This is a genomic window from Corallococcus sp. AS-1-12, from assembly GCF_020036995.1.
Lineage (GTDB): Bacteria > Myxococcota > Myxococcia > Myxococcales > Myxococcaceae > Corallococcus.
Genome location: NZ_JAIQDD010000053.1, coordinates 1 through 19,541, shown reverse-complemented (window position 1 = coordinate 19,541; position 19,541 = coordinate 1). Strand labels below are relative to the sequence as shown.

At 72.2% G+C, this 19,541-nt stretch carries 12 protein-coding genes; 5 read left to right on the top strand and 7 right to left on the bottom strand.

The features are described from left to right. Nucleotides 1–673: 673 nt before the first annotated feature. On the bottom strand, nucleotides 674–1,168 hold the full coding sequence (locus tag K8556_RS37940) for a CarD family transcriptional regulator (protein WP_014398206.1): 495 nt from the start codon (nucleotides 1,166–1,168) through the stop codon (nucleotides 674–676). A 191-nt stretch (nucleotides 1,169–1,359) separates the two neighbouring features. On the opposite strand from K8556_RS37940, the gene K8556_RS37935 reads away from it, so the two are divergent. Continuing rightward, nucleotides 1,360–3,819 carry a DNA internalization-related competence protein ComEC/Rec2 gene (locus tag K8556_RS37935; RefSeq protein ID WP_223745022.1) on the top strand — a complete coding sequence of 820 codons (2,460 nt, stop codon included), beginning with the start codon at nucleotides 1,360–1,362 and terminating at the stop codon, nucleotides 3,817–3,819. Then, entirely contained in the window at nucleotides 3,819–4,079 is a 261-nt protein-coding gene (locus tag K8556_RS37930) for a hypothetical protein (RefSeq protein ID WP_223745021.1), read from the top strand. Before K8556_RS37935 ends, K8556_RS37930 begins: the two co-directional genes overlap by 1 nt. Nucleotides 4,080–4,088: 9 nt before the next feature. Here K8556_RS37930 and K8556_RS37925 read toward each other — a convergent pair whose 3' ends face one another. Next, nucleotides 4,089–5,294: a carbohydrate-binding family 9-like protein gene (locus K8556_RS37925; protein WP_223745020.1), complete on the bottom strand. Its 1,206-nt coding sequence runs from the start codon at nucleotides 5,292–5,294 to the stop codon at nucleotides 4,089–4,091. Nucleotides 5,295–5,480: 186 nt separating this feature from the next. Here K8556_RS37925 and K8556_RS37920 point away from each other — a divergent pair, with 186 nt between their 5' ends. Together K8556_RS37920 and K8556_RS37915 are read left to right on the top strand one after the other, a co-directional pair. Beyond that, nucleotides 5,481–6,116: an outer membrane beta-barrel protein gene (locus K8556_RS37920; RefSeq protein ID WP_223745019.1), complete on the top strand. Its 636-nt coding sequence runs from the start codon at nucleotides 5,481–5,483 to the stop codon at nucleotides 6,114–6,116. 128 nt (nucleotides 6,117–6,244) lie between these two features. Continuing rightward, nucleotides 6,245–7,081, top strand: coding sequence for an FHA domain-containing protein (locus K8556_RS37915; protein WP_223745018.1), 837 nt, complete (start codon nucleotides 6,245–6,247; stop codon nucleotides 7,079–7,081). A gap of 14 nt (nucleotides 7,082–7,095) precedes the next feature. On the opposite strand, the gene K8556_RS37910 is transcribed toward K8556_RS37915, so the two are convergent. From K8556_RS37910 to K8556_RS37890, 5 genes are all read right to left on the bottom strand, one after another. Next, nucleotides 7,096–7,536 (bottom strand): PH domain-containing protein, encoded by a 441-nt coding sequence (locus K8556_RS37910; protein ID WP_223745017.1) that lies wholly within the window; start codon nucleotides 7,534–7,536, stop codon nucleotides 7,096–7,098. Nucleotides 7,537–7,600: 64 nt separating this feature from the next. Beyond that, nucleotides 7,601–8,473: a tetratricopeptide repeat protein gene (locus K8556_RS37905; protein WP_223745016.1), complete on the bottom strand. Its 873-nt coding sequence runs from the start codon at nucleotides 8,471–8,473 to the stop codon at nucleotides 7,601–7,603. Between the two features lie 56 nt (nucleotides 8,474–8,529). Next, entirely contained in the window at nucleotides 8,530–9,840 is a 1,311-nt protein-coding gene (locus K8556_RS37900) for an adenylosuccinate synthase (RefSeq protein ID WP_223745015.1), read from the bottom strand. Between the two features lie 12 nt (nucleotides 9,841–9,852). Further along, entirely contained in the window at nucleotides 9,853–13,524 is a 3,672-nt protein-coding gene (locus tag K8556_RS37895; protein WP_223745014.1) for a UvrD-helicase domain-containing protein, read from the bottom strand. Next, complete coding sequence (locus K8556_RS37890) at nucleotides 13,521–16,766, bottom strand: PD-(D/E)XK nuclease family protein (RefSeq protein ID WP_223745013.1); 3,246 nt, start codon at nucleotides 16,764–16,766, stop codon at nucleotides 13,521–13,523. Before K8556_RS37890 ends, K8556_RS37895 begins: the two co-directional genes overlap by 4 nt. Nucleotides 16,767–17,331: 565 nt before the next feature. Between K8556_RS37890 and K8556_RS37885 the strand changes: the two genes are divergently transcribed. Beyond that, nucleotides 17,332–18,225 carry a phosphatase PAP2 family protein gene (locus K8556_RS37885; protein WP_223745012.1) on the top strand — a complete coding sequence of 298 codons (894 nt, stop codon included), beginning with the start codon at nucleotides 17,332–17,334 and terminating at the stop codon, nucleotides 18,223–18,225. Nucleotides 18,226–19,541: the final 1,316 nt, after the last annotated feature.

Sequence of the window (19,541 nt, the reverse complement as noted above, 5' to 3'; positions counted from 1 at the left end):
GAATGGCCGTTGGACATGGTGTTCCCTCCTCACCTCTCCAACACCCCAGTCTGCTCACCTCATTCAGGCTCCGCTGTGAGGCGGAGGTCCTGGCCTTGGTGGTCCAAAACCTGTCCAACAGTCGGACAACTCTTCTCGGCCCGGCTGAGGCGGAGGTCCTCCGGCACCTGGGGTCCAAACCTGTCCGACCGTCGGACAACGCTTCTGGGCTCGGCTGAGGCGGAGGTCCTCCGGCATCTGGGGTCCAAACCTGTCCGACCGTCGGACAACTTTTCTGGGCTCGGCTGAGGTGGGGGCCCTCCGGCTGCAGGGGTCCAAACTTGTCCGACGGTCGGACAGGTTTCCGCTGCGCGTGGGCGGGAGCGCCCTCCGCCCTGAACTTGTCCGACGGTCGGACAGGTTTTCTGGGCTCGGCTGGGGCGGAGGCCCTCCGGATGCAGGGGCGAAACTTGTCGGACTGTTGGACAGGTTTTTGCTGCTCGGGTGGCGGGGGCGCCTTCCGCCACGGCGCCCTGAACTTGTCCGACTGTCGGACAGGTTCGTGCGCTGCTCCGCTGGCGGGTGGCCCAACGGGAGTGGGGCTCCGGAAACACGACGCCCCGGATTCCATCGAGGGAACCCGGGGCGCGGGGGGCGGACACGGCGGCCTCTCGGCCGCGCGTCACGCGGGGACTCAGGCGAGGTTGAAGATCTTCTTCAGGTCGGACTCGACCTCTTCCTCGGAGCAGTCCTTGGCCAGCGACAGCTCCTTGATCAGCAGCGAGCGCGCCGTGTCCAGCATCTTGCGCTCGCCGAACGACAGGTCCTTGTCACCCTTGAGCAGGTACAGGTCGCGGAGCACCTCGGCGATCTCGAAGACGGAGCCCGTCTTGATCTTCTCCATGTACTCGCGGTACCGGCGGTTCCACGTGGTGGAGTCGACGGAGATGTCCTTCTCGCGGAGGATGGAGTAGACCTGCTTGACGTCCTCCTCGCTGATGATCTCCCGGAGGCCGACCGACCCGACCTTGTTGATCGGGATCATGATCCGCATCCCGTTCTCCAGGATGCGCAGCACGTAGAACGACTGGCGCTGCCCGGCGACCTCGGTGTGCTCGATGCCCATCACCTCACCGACGCCCTGGCCCGGATAAACCGCCTTGTCACCAGTCTTGAAGCTGGTCTGCACTAACTGCCTCCTTGGAGAAAGCTTCGACCCCGGCCTTCACGCCAGCCACTACTACCACAAACCACATCCACGGGCAACGAAATCGCCTTGACCACCCGATGACTGCCGCACTACGGTGTCCGGTTTTGTGTGCGGTGTCGCTCGGTGTGTGAGCGCCGCGAGACGGACGGGGCGGTGGGTGGGGGTGGGTGTTGGTTCGTTATTCGTGGCGCGACCTGGGTGCGCGTCCGTTATTCTTTCCAGCGCTGAGCCTCTTGCTCGGCGCCCTTTGGCCAACCGGAACAGAGAGCTTCGCCGGGGTATTTCTCCTCTGCGCGCTTTGTCTGGGAGGGTTGGGCCTGGCGCTCGGCCCGTTGCCTGGAGCGCACCTGGCGGTGCTCGGCGCGCTGGCCCTGACGGGCGCGGGGCTCTCCGCCCTGGAGGCGCGGGTCGATGTCCCTCCTGCCCTGAAGGAAGGCGGCGGCGCGGTCCTGGAAGGTGAGTTGGAGCGCGTGGAGCGCTTCGATGGAGCCTTGAGGCTGCGGCTCGCGGTGGCCCGCGCGGGGCCCGTTCCAGGACCTCCGACCGCCGCCCGCTTTCGCGTCAGCCTTTCAGGGCGGGGTGAAGGTCTGGAATTGCACCCCGGCCAGCGCGTGCGCCTGGAAGCGCGGCTCGTGCCGGATGCGCCTCCTTCGAATCCGGGCGAGCGGGACTTCTCGTCGGCGCGGCGGCGACAGGGCGTGGCCTTCACGGGCGGGTTCGTCCCGGGGCGCGTGCTGGCGCTGTCCCCTGCCCCCTCGTGGAGACTCGCGCTGGAGGACGTGCGCGGGCGGCTGACGACGGCGGTGCACGGGGTGGCGCCCTCGGCGGACGCGGCGGCGCTGTTCCTCACGCTGGCCGCCGGGCAGCGCGCGGACCTGGACGCCTCTTGGGAGGACGCGTTCTCGCGGGCGGGGCTCGCGCATGTGCTCAGCGTCAGCGGGCTTCACGTGGCGGCGCTCGCGCTGATGACGCTCGCGCTGCTCAGGCGGGGGCTGGTGCGGCTGGGCGGACGCTGGCGGACGCTGGAGGCGCGGCGGTGGGCGGCTCCAGCGGCGGTGCCCTTCGTCTGGGCCTACGTGCTCTTCACGGGGAACCAGGCGCCCGCGGTGCGCTCGGCGGTGATGGCGTCAGCGGTGCTGCTGGGCCTGTCGCTGTGGCGGCGCGCGGATGGGCTGAATGGCCTGTCGCTGGCGGCGCTGGTGCTCGTGGCCTGGGCGCCTTCCAGTGTCGTGGACCTGTCCCTGCGGCTGTCGTTCCTCGCGGTGCTGGGGCTGGTGCTCCTGTCGCCCGCGCTGCGCGAGGCCCTGCCCCTGGAGCGGCCGGCTCCCTCCGAGCCCCGGCGGCTGAAGCGGTGGGCCGCCGAGGCGCGTGAGACCGTGGCGCAGACGCTGTGCGCGAGCGGCGCGGCGACGCTCATCGGGCTGCCCGTGGTGGCGGCGGCGTTCGGCCGGGTGAGCCTGGCGGGGCTCGTGTCCAACATCGTCGCCCTGCCCCTCTGCGGGCTGCTCACCGGGCTCGCGGCGGGCGGCGCGGCCCTCTTCGTGGTGGCGCCAGTCGTGGCGACGCCGGTGCTGTGGGCGGGGGCCTGGGCGTCGGAGCTCCTGCTCGTGTTGACGCGGGGCTTCGCGGCCGTGCCCTTCGCGGCGGTGGAGGTGCCGGGCCTGGGGCCGTGGCTTGGCGGGGTCTACGCGCTGGGGCTGGGCGCCTGGGCCCTGGGTTCGGGCCGCTGGCGATGGCTGGGCCTGCTCGTTCCGGGGGCCGTGCTGGGCGCGCTGCTGCTGCCCGTGCTCGCGCCAGAGCCCGCGCTGCGGATCACCTTCCTCTCCGTGGGCCAGGGGGACGCGGTGGTGCTGCGCTCGCGGGGACATCACGCGCTGGTGGATGCGGGCGGCGTTCCAGAGGGCGCGGATACCGGAGAGCGGTTCGTCCTGCCCTTCCTCAAGGCCGAGGGCGTGTCGCGGCTGGACCTCGCGGTGCTCTCCCATCCGCATCCGGACCATGCGCTCGGGCTCGTGTCGACGCTGGCCCAGGTGCCCACCGCACGGCTGTGGCTCTCCGCGGGGAGCGCGGACGGGCCGCTGTCCCGGCGGATCATCTCCGCCGCGAAGGGCGCCACGGTGGAGGAGGTGGAGGTAGGGCGCTCCGCGTACGTCCTGGGAGAGGCGACGCTGGAGGTGCTGGGGCCGCCCTTGGACCGGGAGCTGATGGAGGGCGCGAACGACCGGAGCGTGGTGCTGCGCGTGCGCCATGGCGACGTCACCGTGCTGCTGGCGGGCGACGTGGAGGCGGAGGGCGAGGCCGCGCTCGAGGCGTCACTGGGCCCGGTGACGGTGTTGAAGGTGCCGCACCATGGCTCGCGCACGTCGTCCACCGCGCCGCTCCTGGAGCGCACCCGGCCACGTCACGCGGTGTTCTGCGTGGGCCGGCGCAACCGCTACGGGTTCCCCCATCCGGAGGTGGAGGCGCGCTACCGGGCCCTGGGCACCGAGTGCTGGCGCACCGACCGCGATGGGGCCATCACCCTGGAGAGCGATGGCGAGGACGTCCGGCTGGTGTCCTTCCTGCCGCGCGTGGATTCCGCGCCCCTCCCCGTTGCCGGGAGTGGGGAGCAGGCCCAGCTTGAGCGGTGATGATCTCCGACGACCTGGATCTCCGGCAGCTCACCGCCCAACTCAAGGCCCGGCTGGGACCGGGAGAGCCCGTGGGCTACCTGCGCGGCAAGTCCCTCATGCGCGACCTGCTGCTGGACATGAGGGACAACCGGTTCTCCGAGCTGGAGGCCGAGGAGCTCGTCGACACGCTGGAGGCCCGGGGCTTCGTGCGCTTCCTGGGCGACCCGGCGGAGCGCTCCGTGGCGGACGCGCCGTGGGACATCTCGCCCCACGCCTGACGCACCGGACTACTGGAAGACGAGCCACCCGAAGCGCGGCAGCGCGTGGAAGTCCCCGATGAAGAGGGGCGAGAAGGCCTGGCCTTCCACCTGCCGGCGGCCGTGGTGCTCCAACCGGTAGAGGTTGAAGCGCCAGCGCTCGCCCGGCTGGGGCGGAACGTGCGGCACCTCCGCGAGCCGGTTGAACGGGATGGCCATCTCCACCGTCCAGCCCTCGTCGCGGTCGGACGCGTCGTCCAGCGTGCCGCGCACCTTCACCGCCGTCTTCATGCCTGAGTCCCACGACAGGTCCATGCCCTGGCGCCGCGCGGGGAAGTACGCGTCGAAGATGACGTTGTGGGGGGACACCTGCAGCTCGTTGTACGTGCGCCCGTCCGCGTTCGCGTCGAGGAACACCTCCACGACCTCCTGCTCGTAGATGGAGTCGTCGCGGTTGCGCATCGTGCCCCAGAGGTCCGGGTCCTCCACGTCGAAGGCCACGTACAGGTTCGCGTCGTCGTAGACGAGGCGCGCCTGGGTGCGCAGCCGCGCGGGCCGTCCGTCGAAGCTGCCCACGAGCGTCACCGGCTTCGCGCCCTTCCAGGCCTCGTCGTCCAGCGCGCCGTCGACCACCGGCGCCTTCTTCACGCGCGTGACGGTGTACTCCGGCAGCGCGGGAGGCTCGCCGCCCAGGAGCGGGCCGCGCACGCGGTTGTTCCCCAACTGCATGCGCGGATCATCCACCGCGAGCCGCTCGTCGTCCTTCCAGAAGCCCAGCACGATCCGGGCGGGCGTGGCGGGCATGGAGACGGTGTGCACGTCCTCCAGCACCCGGCCCACGGGCCAGGTCTCCAGCGGCGCGGCGCCGTCCTGGAACTCGTGATCCGCGTTGGCCAGCATCTGGCCGCTCTCCGGCTCCACCACGTGCGTGAAGAAGTGGAAGCCCTGGGGTGGCGGGCGCACGGCCTGGAAGTAGTGCGCGATGCGCACCGGCTGCCCCGCCGTGGGCTGCTCCGGCGTCACGCGCGCGCCCAGGTAGACGATGGCGCCTCCGGCGAAGGTGGCGCCGCTGCGGAAGGTGAGCCCCTCCGGGGCCGCGTCGAGCGTCCGCGACGTCGTGGGCGCGGGCAGCTTGGGCGTGCGGTGGGCGGGGCCCGCCTGCTCATCGCGGCAGGCACCACCCACGAACAGGACGGAGGACAGCAACGGGACCAGGGCAAGGGAGCGGAGGCGCATCGAAGGCGCGGAGTCTACCCTTCCCCGTCTCCTGGGAAGCGTTCTTCCTCGGGTGGGGCAGCGCGCTTCCTGTGTCTGGGCAACCCGTCCGCAAGGGAGGGCGGCCGAGCCTGCGGGCCCCCGAGGCCCGCTTGGCATGGACCCACGTACACCCCACCTTCCAGTCCAACACAGGGAGGGGACCATATGAGCAAGGGATTGTTGGCTGGCGCGGCGGCGGTGGCGGTGTTGGCGGCGGGCTCCGCGCAGGCGGCCTCGACGGAGCTGCGCAGGTCGGCGGACATGCGCGGCCTGACGTTCCTCGTGGGCGGCGGTGTGGAGGGCTACACCAGCGGACTGCGCGACCAGATTGATCCAGGCCTGGCCTACGGCGTGACTGTGGCCATCAAGCCGACGAACGTGCTGGGCCTGGAGCTGGGCTACACGGGCGCCATCAGCAACTTCAACGACAGCCGCGTGCTGGCGACGGACACCAGCGGGCCGGACATCGTGCGCAACGGCGCGCAGGCGGCGGTGACGCTGGGCCTGACGGCCACGCCGCTCCAGCCGTACGTCATGGGCGGCCTGGGCCTGAGCCGCTACAACGTGCGCTCCGCCGCCCTGGGCTTCCAGGACGACACGGTGGGCAACGTGCCGGTGGGCGCGGGGCTGCGCCTGCACATCGGCAGCTTCACCGCGGACGCGCGCGTGAACTACAACTTCCTGTTCGACCAGGAGTTCGCGCTCACCGTGCCGCCGTCCGACGTGGACCTGGGCGGCGACGAGACGTTCAGCAGCGGCGGCCGCTACGTGGGCACCATCAACCTGGGTGCCACCTTCTAGCCAGGAGCAAGGGCCACCGCCGTCCCGGCCTCCGGACATGGGGGGCCGGGGCTGGATGGGGCCTGGGGGCAACCTCGCGAAAAAGCGACGTCCGGTGGCAGGCGTGACGCTTGCTGCCGGACGTCCGCATGCGCTTCGAATTCGAGCACCTGGGCACCCCCACCCCGTTCGAGCTGACCGAGGGCCGCCACCTCCTGGGCGGTGGCCCCGACGACCATGTCCACCTGGAGGGACTGCCTCCGGGGCTGTTGACCCTGCGCATCGGCTCCGGGCGGCTGATGGTGGAGGCGGTGCGCAGCTTCACTGTGAACGCGGTGCGCGTGCTGCCCGGCGTGTCGCGCCTGGTGGTGCCCGGCGAGGTGCTGGGCCTGCCGGACGGCATGTGCCTGCGCGTGCTCGCCGAGCCTGACGCTCCCGGGCGCGGCGTGGGCACGGTCGCCGTGCTCAAGGGCCTGTTGATGGACGCAGATGTCCCGGCGTCCCGCGCGGCCACCCTCACCTGCCTCACCGGACTGGACGTGGGCCGCTGTCACGCGCTCGCGGAGGCGTGCACGGACATTGGCCGGGGCGACGGCGCGGCCCTGCGGCTGCGCGACCGGGCCGTGTCACGGATGCACGCGCGGATCCGCCGCGAGGATTCGGACTTCCTGCTGGAGGACCTGGGGACGCCCAACGGCGTGTTCCTCAACGGCGTGCGGCTGGAGGCCCCCGCGCCGCTCGCGGACGGGGACGTCGTGGAGCTGGGGCGCTCGCTGCTCCGCTTCCAGGCGGCGTTCGATGAGGCTTCGGGGGAGGCGCGGCCCGCGCCCCGGCCAGTGGCCATCGTGGAGGAGCCCGCGCATGCAGCAGCGCCGCGGCCTCCCGAAGGAGGGCCACGGCGCCTGGAGGGGTGGATCATCGCCGGGGCCGTCGCGCTGGCCCTGGGCGCGCTGCTCGTCACCGCCCTGGTGGCGGCGACAGGCTGAAAAGCGCGCGTGTCCTACGCCGGCAGGGGCGAGAGGCCCGCGCGCTCCACCAGGAGCCGGGCCAGGTAGCGGTGGTGACGGAAGAAGCTGGTGAAGTGCACGAAGCCCTGGCTGCCCCGGATGGCGTAGACCGTCACCGGCCCGGGGAGGACGTCCAGCTTGCGGATGTCCGCGAACGAGAAGCGCCGGGTGCGCACCATGCCCCGGCAGGTGATGCCCCGGGCGTCCACTTCAATGCGGGTGCGGCCGTAGTAGGTGACGGCCACCGCGAAGAAGACGACGAAGAAGGCCGCGGACAGGAACGTCTGTAACGGCACGCCGTCGAAGTGGAACAGCCAGGCGAAGATGCCCAGCCATAACAGGCCTGCCGCCGCCATCACGGCGGCGAGCACCCTGCGCGGGCGAAAGACCTGGTGCGGCTGCTTCCCCTCCACCGTCCGATCGCGTCCGTCCATGCCCTATAAAATAGTGGGCCGGACAGTCCCTCGGACGATGCCCGTCTGCTCTCCGGGCAGGCGGTCAGCGCAGGCGCTCGGCCTTCTGGCGGGACTCCTCCTTCAGCTCGGGCCGCACGTCGGCGGCGGTGGAGCGCGCGTAGCGCTCGTAGAGGTCGCGGGCCTCCAGGTTGCGGCCCAGCGCGCGGTACGCCTCCGCGAGTCCGTACAGCGGCGAGGCAGCCTCCGGCTCCAGCTTCAGCGCGAACTGGTAGTCCGCCGCGGCCTCCGCGTAGCGCCGCAGCCCGATGTTGGCGCTGCCCCGCGCGATGTACGCCACCGTCAGCAGCGGCTCCTGCTGCAGGGCCTGCGTCAGCGTCTGGAGCGCGGGCGCGTAGGCGCGCTGGCTGATGTGCTGGACGCCCTGCTCGTAGGCGCGGCGGGCCTGGGCCCGCGTCGTGTCCGCCACGGGGCCCGAACCGGGCGGCTGCCCCACGGCCTGCGGCGACGCGCCGAGCTCGCCCTGCTTCACGCGCGCGCGGGTGATGTTGTCCTGCGCGCTCTGCCGGATGGCGGCGTCCTGGGTGAGGCGCGAGGCGGCCTCCCACTCCTCGATGGCGCGCGCGTAGTAGCCGAGCACCGCCAGCGCGTTGCCCAGCTTGAAGCGCGCCTCCACGTGGTCCGGCGCCGCGTGCTCCGCGTCGAGGAAGGCGAAGGCGGCCTCGCGGTAGCGGCGCTCGCGCATCAGCGCGTCCCCGTCGCGGATCCGCGTGGCCGCCAGCACGGCCTGCGACGTGCGCTGGGGCTGGGGCTCCACCGGGGCCAGGGCGCGCGCGGCCGGAGCAGCGGGCTTCGCCTCGGGGGCCGGGGGCTGTGCCCGAGCCCAGGCCGGCACCGCCAACGTGCCAAGCCACACCACCGCCGAGACCCCGAGCTGGAACCTGCGCGTGCGAACCATGTCCCTCTCCCGTCCTGGCCCCCGGCGGGCCAGGACCACTGCGGCCTGCGTCCTTCCTAGCTGCGGAAGGGGTTCTGCAGGAGCACCGTCTCGCCGCGGTCGGCGCCCACGGAGACGCACACCACGGGCACGCCGCTGACCTCCTCCACGCGGCGCACGTAGCGCTTGGCGGCCTCCGGCAGTTCGTCGAAGGTGCGCACGCCGGCGAGCTTCTCGTCCCAGCCGGGCAGCGTCTCGTAGATGGGCTTCACGCGCGCCAGGTCCTCGTAGTCACCGGGCAGCTCGGTGACGCGCTGGCCGTCCAGCTCGTACGCGTTGCAGATGCTGAGCGTCTTGATGCCGCTGAGCACGTCCAGCTTGGTGAGCGCCAGGCCCCACAGGCCGTTGACGCGCACCGCGTAGCGCAGCACCACGCCGTCCAGCCAGCCGCAGCGGCGCGGGCGGCCGGTGGTGGCGCCGAACTCGTCGCCCACCTTGCGCAGCCGGTCTCCCAGCTCGTCGCTCAGCTCCGTGGGGAACGGGCCGCCGCCGACGCGCGTGGTGTACGCCTTGCTGATGCCCATCACCTTGTCGATGGCCGTGGGGCCCAGGCCCGAGCCCACCGCGGCGTTGCCCGCCACGCAGTTGGAGCTGGTGACGAACGGATAGGTGCCGTGGTCCACGTCCAGCAGCGTGCCCTGCGCGCCCTCGAAGAGGATGCGGGCGCCGCGGCGGACCTGCTCGGAGAGGAAGAGGGACACGTCGTGCACGTAGGGGCGCAGCCGCTCGCCCAGCGCGGAGAACTCCGCCAGGATCTGCGGCGTCTCCAGGGTCGGCACGTCCACGCCCGCCCGGGCGCAGAGGTCCTTCAGCTCCTCCAGCGCGGCGGGCAGCCGCTCGTCGATGCGGCGGCGCAGGCGCTCCGGGTGGAGCAGGTCGCGCACGCGGATGCCCCGGCGGGCCACCTTGTCCTCGTACGCCGGGCCGATGCCCCGCCCCGTGGTGCCGATGGCGCTGCCGCCGCGCGCCTTCTCCCGGAAGCTGTCCAGCAGCTTGTGCCACGGGAAGATGACGTGGGCGTTGTCGGAGATGAGCAGTTGGGCGTCATCCTTGAGGAAGCCGCGCGGCTTGAGCGCGTCAATCTCCCGGACGAGGACGGCGGGATCCACCACCACCCCGTTGCCAATGACACACGTCTTGCCCGGGTGAAGGATGCCGGACGGAATCAGGTGCAGGACGGTCTTCTGCCCGCCCACCACCAGCGTGTGGCCCGCGTTGTTGCCGCCCTGGAAACGGACGACCACCTGGGCGTGCTCGGTGAGAAGGTCGACGACCTTGCCCTTCCCCTCATCTCCCCACTGCGCTCCGATGACGACGACGTTCGGCATGGTGCCCGCCGCTTAGCACGCGGGAGGGGCCGGGTGACAGTGTTCCGCGAAGCCGCAGTGAAGGGCCTGGCAGGCCGCCTTGTCCCACCCCGGCCATGCCCGCGACATTTCAGCCTGGACAAGCGCCCGGACGCCCTCGGCCAGCCGGCGCACCGCCTTGGCGTCGGCGGGTCCGGCCGGGAGGAATTCCGGCTCCGGAGAGGCGTCTCCCAGGAAGGCCACACCCACCCGCACCAGCACTCCGTCGCGCACCATCCGCGCGGACGCCAGGGCCAGGGCCGTCAGCTCATGGGCGCACGCGGCCGGGCCCAGGGGGTGGCGGGCGCCCGGGCGCAGGAGCACCGCCACGGCCTCGCCGTCCGGCGACTCCCAGAGGAGATCCACGGCGCCCTCCACGCTGGCGCTGTCATCCAGGTCCAGCACGAAGTCCAGGCCCCGGTGGACGGTGGACGCGGGCGCCGCCGCGAGCTGGCGGGCGAATGTCGTGTCCAGGAAGCGCTCCACGGTGGCGAGCACCTCGCCCAGGTCGTCCTCGTCCGGATCCCGGCCCGCGCCGCGCAGCAGGTTCTCCAGGTGCGCGCGCCGCTCGGAGGCCTCCGCGTCCGGTCCCGCGAGCGACAGGTCCACCTCGCGCAGCAGCCGCGTGACGAGCTGGTCCGGACGCTCCACGGGCAGCCAGCCGTCGGGCTCCACGAAGAGGGGCGCGGCGCGCACGGGGGCCTCCCAGGGTTCGGATCCGGCGGCGAGGCCCAGCCGGTGGAGCTGGTGGTAGCGGCGCGGGCAGGTGAGGAAGTCCTGGACCGCGCGCACGGAGGCGACGGCGGGCGCGTCGGTGAACACGGCGGCGGCACGGGCCTCGGAGGCTTCGGCGGACATCCGCTCCAGCGCGGACTCCAGGCGGATCCGCGCCTGCTCGAGCTGCTCCTGCGTGGGCGGCTCCGGATCCGCGGGCGGCGGCAACTGCTCCACGTCCACGTCGTTGGCGAGCGCGCGCAGGTCCGGATCCGCGTCCAGCCGGCGGTCCACGCGGTGCCACCACGTGTCCGTGCCCGCGCGCTTCTCCTCGCCACCCGACAGCACGAGCAGGTCCTTGGCGCGCGTGAGGGCCACGTAGAGCAGGCGCAGGTATTCGGCGTCCTCGCGGGCCTTCAGCTCGGCGCGCACGGCCTCGAAGCGCTCGGAGGTGAAGGTGTCCAGCGAGTCCGGCATCCACGGCCGGAGGGCCAGGCCGAAGGAGCGCTCGAAGTAGGCCCGGGCGGACGTGGTGCGGCGGCGTCCGCCCATCCCGGGGACGATGACCACCGGCCACTCCAGGCCCTTGGCGCGGTGGATGGTGAGCAGTTGCACGGCGCGAGGGTCGCCCTCGTCCAGCAGGTCCGCCTGCGCCTCGTTGGGGTCGGAGTCCGCCAGTTGGCGCAGCTCGCGCGCGAAGGCCACGCAGCCGCCCGTACCGCGCTCGTCCCGGCGCGCCGCCAGCGACAGGAGCTTCTCCACGTTCGCGCTCGCCTGCTCCGCGTAGGGAGAGCCCGCCAGGGCCTCGCGATACCCGGTCGCGTCCAGCGCGGCCTGCAAGAGGGCATGCACACCCAGCCGGTCCCGCTCGCGCCGCAGCACGGGGATGAGCTCCAGGAAGCGCCCCAGCCGCGACTGCTCGCGCGCGGACATGGCGGCGCGGACCTCTTCATCCACCAGCCGGGGTGAGCCAAGCGACAGCGGCAGGTCCCCCGCGAGCCGGAACAGCGACGCGTCCGACAGGCCGACCAGCGGCGAGCGCAGCACCGCGGCGAACGCCAGCGCGTCGTCCGCGTCCGCGAGCAGCGCCAGCAACGAGGCGAGGTCGCGCACCTCCTGGGCCCCGTAGAAGCCGCGGCCTCGCAGCACCCGGTGCGGCACGCCGTGGCGGATCAACGCCTGCCGGTACTCCTCCAGGTGCGTGAAGGTCCGGAAGAGGATGGCCACGTCGCCGCCGCGCGCGGGACGCAGGCCCTTCTTGTCCTCCGCCATCACCGTGGGCGGCGCCCCCGGCGCGAGCATCACGCGCAGCCTGCGGGCCACCGCGTCCGCCTCGGACTCGCGCAGCTCCGGCGCGGTGTCGGCCTCCGGCAGCGTGAGCCGCTCCACCACGGGCCCTTCGGCCAGGTCCGGGCGCGTGGGCGACAGGTCGTCCGTCTGGGGTTCATAGACGACCTCGAAGGGGCGGGGCGTGGCCTCCTTCGCCACGAGCAGCCCGGCGAACGCGCGGTTGAAGAAGGACAGGACCCCGGGCAGCGAGCGGTAGTTGTTCTGGAGGAAGCCGCGCATGCCGCCCTCGGCTTCAATCTTGTCCGCGAGGACCTTGAACACGGACACGTCCGCGCCACGGAACTCGTAGATGGACTGCTTGCGGTCACCCACCGCGCACAGGAACGCGGGCTCCAGGGGCAGCGAGCCCACGAGGTCCGCGTCCGGCGCAAGCTCGCGCGGGCCGCCTTCGCGCTTCTCCGCCAGGAGCAGCACCAGCTCCAATTGGAGCCGGTTGGTGTCCTGGAACTCGTCCACCAGCAGCGCGCCCAGCCGCTCCTGCACCTGCTGACGGAACTCCGGATGGTCGCGCAGGAGGTCTCGCGCCTTCACCAGCAGCGAGGTGAAGTCGAACACGTTGCGCCGGGCCAGCTCCGCGTCGTGCCGCTCCTCCACCCGGGTCAACAGGTCGCGGAAGGTCGCCTCGAAGGGCGCCGTGCGCCACGCGGCGTAGGCATCCTCCAGCCGCCGCACGGAGCCGTCGCTCTTGCCCTTCACCTTCCAGAGCAGCTCCTTCAGGCACGCGCCCGCGCCCTTGCGCAGGTTGACCAGGTTGCGCGGCTCCGACAGCAGCACGGAGCGCAGCAGCGGGAAGTGGCCCGGCTGCATGAACGTGTCCGGCGTCATGCCCTTCAGCGCGGGCTCGCACGCGTTCAAGAGCCCGCTCCACTCGCCCTTGGTGTCCTGGGCACGGGCGTCCAGGCACAGGCGGCGGCAATCCTCGATGAGGGCTTCGAGCTGCGCCTTGTCCGCCACGCCGTCGCCCACGCGCGCCGTGGCGGCCTTGAGGCCCTCCTCGCGCAGCGTGCCGTAGACGTCCATCAGCGCGGCCACGAGCCCGTCGGAGAAGCCCGAACCGGAGAAGCCCAGCTCCGCGCACAGCTCGCGCACGCGCGCGTCGCCGCCCTCCAGCGCGTCCAGGACGACGCGCTCGGTGACGTCCTCCAGCAGGCCCGCGGCCTCCAGCTCGTCCAGCACCTCGAAGGCAGGGTCGATGCCCACCGCGGGCGGCGCGCGGCGCAGGAGCTGACCGCAGAGCGAGTGGAACGTGCCCACCGTCGCGGCGCCCAGCTCCTCGCGCACCTTGCGCCACTGGTCCTGCGTGGGGAACGGGCGCTCCAGCCTCGCGAGCGACGCGCGCAGGTCCTTCTCCGCGTCAGGCGGGACGTCACCCTGGGCCAGCGCGTCCAGACGCTCGCGGACGCGCTTGCGCATTTCGGCGGCGGCCTTGTCCGTGAACGTGAGCATGCACAGCCGGGAGGGACGCAGCGGCTCCGCCTGCCGCGCTCCGGCGAACAGGTGCAGCGTCATCGTCACCAGGCTGTACGTCTTGCCCGCGCCGGCGCCCGCCATCAGGGCCAGGTTCTTCTCCAGCGCGAGCATGTGGGGCGCGGTGTCGCTCATCCGCTCCCCTCGTCCGAGATGCGGCGCTCGGTGATGCGGCACACCGCGCGGTAGCCGCACTTGCCGCAGTCATTGGGCCGCGCCGGGAAGTCGCCCTTGCGGAGCTGACGCACCAGCGACTCCACCGCATTGGGCAGGTTGAGGCCGGCGGCGTCCGCCACGCGCTGGCGCACCTCCGGGTCGGTGGACAGCAGGTCCTCCAGCTCCGCGGGCGGCAGCACGGAGGACAGGTGGATGGCGTCGCCCGTGCGCAGCGAGAACCACGCCGCGTTCTTCGCGCCCACGTGGCCCGCTTCGCGCGCGGCGTAGAGGTACAGCGGGAGCTGGAAGTCCGAACGCAGCAGGTTCTCCTTGAGCGTGCGCTTGTCCAGGCGGCCCGTCTTGTAGTCGATGACGCCCACTTCCGCGCCGGCCGTGTCCAGCCGGTCGATCTGCCCCTCGAAGACGATGGCGTCCTCCGCCACCATCAGCTTCACGTCGCTCCAGCGCTTGTCGTCGGCCGCGGGGCCGAAGCGCAGCTCGAAGCCTTCGGGCACCAGCGGGTCGAACGGAAGGCCGTGCCGTGGATCCGCGAGGATGCGCCGGGCCATGGCCTGGGCCTTCTCCCCCGCGAGCTTCCACAGCTCGTGGTGGCCCACGTGGTGCAGCTCCGCGAAGTGCCGGCTGGCCTTCTTGACCGCCTTCTCCAGCACCTCCTCGGGGATGTCCTCCGGCGCCTGGCCCAGGAGCTTCTTCTCCTTGAGCGCCTGGAAGACCTCCTCCATCACGCGGTGCCAGAAGGTGCCTCGGCCCCGGGCATCGAACTCCTCGTGGGCCACCACGGGCTCGGCCACCTTCAGGCCGTACGCGATGAAGCCCTGGAAGCCGCAGTTGCCGAACTTCGACAGGGCGCTCGCGGACAGCGGGCGCTCCAGGCCGAAGTGGAACGTGTCGCGCAGCTTCTGCTCCAACTGGGGGCCCTGCACGCCGCCGGTGAACTCGCCGGGCCGCTCGTCCTCGCGGCCGAAGAAGCGCAGGCGCGCGGCCTCCATGTGGGCCAGCTCTCGCGCGCTGCGGAACCAGTCGTCCGTGCCGAAGCGGTCCTTGAGCACCTGCCCCGCGGGGTCCGGCTCCGTGACGCGCAAGGCGGGGAACGTCAGGCCCGCCAGCGCCTCCAGCGCCACGGTGCGCCGCAGCTCGGACGGCGTGAGCACTTCGTCCAGCGGGAGCACCGGGGGCAGCGTGCGCGTGGACCACTTGTGGGCGGTGAGCCGGCGCACCTCCTCCAGGAACGCGGAGGGCACCTGCTCCTGTCCCCCCGCGGCCTTCACCGCGAACGACAGGCTCAACGAGCCCTCCGCCGCCGCGAGCGCGCTGGCGAAGAGCAGCCGGTCCTCCGTGAGGCGCCAGGGCGCGCGGTCATCGAACTCGCCGCCGGTGAGGCGGAACACGTCCCGGGTCAGGTGCTGGTTGAGCGCCACGCGCTCCGCGTCTCCCAACAGCGGCGACGGCGGATCCCTCCCGGGGAGCCGGCCCTCCGTGAGCCCGGCGACGAAGAGGTGCCGGAAGGTGCGGCCTGGCACCTCCGCCAGGTCCAGCACCTCCACCGCGCCCGTGGACGGGCCTCGCGCGGGCAGGTGCACGTCGCGCAGCGCGTCCGCCAGCCACCGGCCCAGCACGCGCCGGGTGATGCGGGGGCCTCCGCCCACGGCGCGCAGCGAGCGCAGCAGCGCCTCCATCCGCTGGCAGAACGCCGCGAGCGCCGCGTCGTCCCGGGCCCTCGCGTCCTCGATGCGCGCGCCCAGGGTCCCTGCCTCGCGAGCCTCCAGGGGCCCCGCGGAGTCCAGCAGGCCCAGCCGCTCCACGACCTTCCACCACGCGGCGATGGACTCCGCGGCGGGGGCCTCCTGGGGGATGTGGCGGCATTCGTCGATGAGCCGCATCACGCGGTCGCGCAGCGCGCGCACGGCCATCACCTTGACCGCGTCCTCCTTGCGCTTGCCGCCCTGCGCGGCCATCCGGCGCGCGAGCCCGTCCAGGCGCACGTCGTAGGCGCCCTTGCCGCGCGTGGCGCCCAGGCGGTCGTCGCGCGCGGCGGCGAGCGCGAAGAGGGTCGCGGGCGCATCCGGCCCACCGCGCGACAGCGAGGGCACGTAGCGGCTGGAGACGAGCTCCGCCACGCGCTCGGCCGGGAAGCCGTCCTCCATCAGCACCGGCAGCTCCAGCGCCAGCCGCACCGGCCCCGCGAGCGCGAGCGGCTCACCCCACGGCAGGCGCACCGGCACGCCCAGTTCACCCAGGGCCTCCGCGAGCCAGCCCGCCTCCGGGCCCAGGTCCCGGTACGCGATGGCGATGTCGCCCGGCGCGCTGCCCGCGTCGATGAGGCGGCGCACGTCGCGGGCCACGACGCGGGCCTCCTCGCGAGCGTTCGTCGCGTTCCACACGGACAGCCCGTCCACGGCGCCCTTCAGCACGTCGCGAGCGGCGCGGGGCGAGAACAGGTGCCGGCCCAGGTCGGTGAAGGGGCGGCCCTCGAAGGTGACGTCCGCCTTGAAGAGGTCCACGTGGGGCATGGTCTCGCCCCGGTTCTCGAAGGCGCGGAACAGCGCCGCGAGCGCCGCGTCCGCCACCGGCGAGCCGCCCACCGGCGTCTCCACGCGCAGCGACACGCGCCGGGCCTCGCACGCCGAGGCGAGCCCCATCAGCAGCTCCAGCTTCGACGGGCGCACGTCGTATACGCCGTGGAGCACCAGCCCCGTCACCCCGTCCCAGCCCGAGGGCCACGCGCCCCGGTCCAGCGCCTCGCGAGCGCCCCGGAGCACGTCCTCGCGGTCCGCGAGCCCCAGCTCCGCCAGCCGCTGTTCGTACAGGTGATAGAGCCGGGCGAGGACCCGCGCGCGGGTCCGGCGCTCCGGGGGCAGCACCTCCGCGGCGTCCTGGAGTTCGCGCGCGGAGAGCCGGCCCGCCTTCAGGTCCAGCAGCACGTCCGCCGCGGCGCGGGCGAAGGCGGGCTCGCGCACGTAGTCACCGAACGGCGTGGGACCCAGTGAGGCGCCCAGGCCGGCCACCACGGCGCGAGCCGTCATCGCGGGACAGGGTCGACGGTTGAGCTCGCGCGCCCCACCCAGCGCGTGGACGAAGTCGTCCCACGTGAGCAACTGGGTCCCCACGGCGATGCCCCGCGCACGCCGCTCCGCCCGCAGGGCAGCCTGGCGGCGCGCGGCATCAGGGAAGACGTGGAGTGTGCGACCAGGGCGGGACATGCGGGGCGAGGACTCTAGAACGGCCAGGGGCGCCGTTTTCATGCTCCTTTCTGCGCATTCCCACACCCTGGCCCGTTGTCCGCTCGCCTGCCGCCCTCGGAACCCGGGAAGTCCAAGGCGGCGAGCCTTTCCGCCCGACCTGTGGACACCCCAGTTCCGGCTGGACGCGTCCGGGGCGCTGAACCTGTCCGACAGCCGGACAGGTTCCGGAACGCCGCCGCAGTGAATCCGCGGTACGCACCCCGGAGACCTTCGTCGTCACACAGCAGCGTGGCCATCCCCCCATGCGGCCCGAGCGAGCTTCGGCATCACCCGGTTCGTGGGACCGATGGTCCACCCGGAGCTTGAGGCCGGTCCGCAGAGCCCCTTCCTCCGCGAGCACTCCTGGAACGCGGCGCGCCGTGGCGGATGGGGTCCCAGGCCCGGCGAACCCCGCCCGAGGTAATGGCCCCGGGCGGGCGACTTCCTGGCTCGGCTCTTTGAAGAGGACGAGGCCGGGGGGCGTTGAGCACACGACACCTGGATTGCGGGAAAAGGGTGGAGCGCCCTTATGCTTCGCCGCCCCATGCTTCCTTCCTATCGGACCCTCGCCACCTTCTGTCTGCTCCTGCTGGCGCCGCTGTCCCCCGCCGCCGCGCAGGACACCTCCGATGCTCCGCGCGCGCTGCGCTTCAACTGGACCCGCGACGGCATCATCACCGGCGCCGCGGGGGTGCTGTGGATCTCCAGCGAGACGGTGTTCAAGGACGACCTGGCCCCGGCGCAGTGCCGCTGGTGCGACCGCGCTCCTGACGGCACCGACCGGCTCAACCGCCTGGACCGCTGGGGCCGAGGCATCGCGGGCAGCACGGAAGCGTCCCGCAAGCGCGCGGACACCTGGAGCAACATCATCGGGTTCGCGGGCATGCCGCTGGCCATCCTGGGCACCCAGTACGCCGTGGGGCACAGCAGTGGCGCCTCCGCGGAGTTCTTCGCCCAGGACGCCACCATCATGGTGCAGAGCGCCGTCCTCGCCTCCGTCGCGAACCAGGCGGTGAAGTTCGCCGTGGGCCGCGAGCGTCCATTCGTCCACGTCCTCCCGGAGGAGGAAAGGGGCCTCACCGCGCACCCCAACGACAACAACCTGTCCTTCTACAGCGGTCACACGAACCTGGCCTTCTCCCTGGCCGTGTCCGCCGGCACCGTCGCCTCGATGCGCGGGTACAAGCACCAGGCCGTCATCTGGGGCGTGGGCCTGCCGCTCGCCGCCTCCGTGGGCCTCTTGCGCATGGGCGCGGACAAGCACTACCTCTCCGACGTGCTCACGGGCGCCGTGATGGGCACCGCGTTCGGTGTCGCGGTGCCCCTGCTGCTGCACGGCCGCGTGGATGAAACGAAGCCCACCACTGCTCGGGCGTCCTCGGTGTCACTCAACCCGATGGTCGGGACCCAGATGGTGGGCCTGTCCGGCGCCTTCTAGCCACGCACCGCCAGGAGTTCGCGAACACATCCTGAGCGGCAGCAAGGCCCGAACAGGTGCGGCCACCGGAGCACGAGCGCCACTGGAGCGCCTCATGCCGGAGGGCCTGGAGGACAGACAGAGCAACACCACAAGCGCACGGTCCAGCGGGCCAGGGAAGCCCAGGGACCCATGAAGCGCCTCGCCCAAGTTGCGAAACGCTCCACGGAGGTTTGAGCGGGAACCCGAGGGAGGATCCTCGGGCTGCGGAGGCCACCCTCCTGAGGCGAAGCACCAAGACCTGTCTGACTGTCTGACAGGCTTCCCCAAGCCGCCCCCATCACATCCTGCCCCGCGCACTCTCCACCTGCCCCACCGGAGCCAGTCACCGGGGCGGCTGAAGACCGCGACTGCACGCCGTCCGTCTCTACACGGAGGGTCTGAACATCGAAGCAAGGTGCAAGTCCAAGCGGCTCGGTTTCCTCTGCGATGGGCGCGACGCAGCAGGAGCCATGAGCCTCAACGCTTGGGAATACCTCCGGCGTCTCATCCAACGCGTTGGTAGGCGAGGGAACGCGGATACCATGACTCTCCGTGCCCGGACGTGCCTCCAACGAACCATCTTGCGCAGAGGCTGACGCGAAACTGTCGGCGCCACGAACCTCGGCGCATGCGCATGCCTCCAGCGCTTCGTCTTGCGCGGCGGTGCCGGATGCACGCACCTCGACACAGGGGCAATCCTTCAGCGCAACAGCCCGCGCAGTGGGCGGCGAGGAATCGCAGGCGCCAGGTTCCTCGATGCCAGGGCGTAGACCGCTGACCGGTGCGGGCGCACCGAAAAGGTTCTCCTGAGCGGATAGCACCTCGGGGGACGCAGGCTTCTGCGGAGCAGGAGCAAAGGCATTCAGCACGAGCTCATCACAAGCCTTCATCAGCGCCGGCAATTCGAGCTGAAGCGCCCGCACGTCGCGCTCGTGCAGGAATGCCATCGCACGGGAGGCCCACGCGCGCAGCGCGGCTCCGCCCAGCAGCGGCAGCAGAGGGGCGGCGCCTCCCATGAAGGCCCGCTGCAGGGACTGGACGAGGAGCACATGCCCGGGTCGCTCCGCCACGCGCGCCGCCTCCCGAAGCAACTCGAACTCCGCCTGGGCGCACGTTGTCCCCGACTCCCAGCGCGCCGCGTCCTGGAGCCGGAAGCACGCGCTCCCCAGCCGGTCCAAGTCTCGGTCCGAAGCCTTCGCACAGCAGTCGACCAGCAGCTCCACCAGCACCTGCCGCTTGAGGCTGAAGTAGCCCTCCAGCAGCCACCGGGCCTGCGGGGAGCGCGCGTCATGCAG

Coding starts and splice junctions, on each gene's coding strand:
- K8556_RS37890 (WP_223745013.1), bottom strand. CDS start 16,766: ATGTCCCGCCCTGGTCGCACACTCCACGTCTTCCCTGATGCCGCGCGC.
- K8556_RS37920 (WP_223745019.1), top strand. CDS start 5,481: ATGAGCAAGGGATTGTTGGCTGGCGCGGCGGCGGTGGCGGTGTTGGCG.
- K8556_RS37930 (WP_223745021.1), top strand. CDS start 3,819: ATGATCTCCGACGACCTGGATCTCCGGCAGCTCACCGCCCAACTCAAG.
- K8556_RS37900 (WP_223745015.1), bottom strand. CDS start 9,840: ATGCCGAACGTCGTCGTCATCGGAGCGCAGTGGGGAGATGAGGGGAAG.
- K8556_RS37905 (WP_223745016.1), bottom strand. CDS start 8,473: ATGGTTCGCACGCGCAGGTTCCAGCTCGGGGTCTCGGCGGTGGTGTGG.
- K8556_RS37925 (WP_223745020.1), bottom strand. CDS start 5,294: ATGCGCCTCCGCTCCCTTGCCCTGGTCCCGTTGCTGTCCTCCGTCCTG.
- K8556_RS37915 (WP_223745018.1), top strand. CDS start 6,245: ATGCGCTTCGAATTCGAGCACCTGGGCACCCCCACCCCGTTCGAGCTG.
- K8556_RS37885 (WP_223745012.1), top strand. CDS start 17,332: ATGCTTCCTTCCTATCGGACCCTCGCCACCTTCTGTCTGCTCCTGCTG.
- K8556_RS37910 (WP_223745017.1), bottom strand. CDS start 7,536: ATGGACGGACGCGATCGGACGGTGGAGGGGAAGCAGCCGCACCAGGTC.
- K8556_RS37895 (WP_223745014.1), bottom strand. CDS start 13,524: ATGAGCGACACCGCGCCCCACATGCTCGCGCTGGAGAAGAACCTGGCC.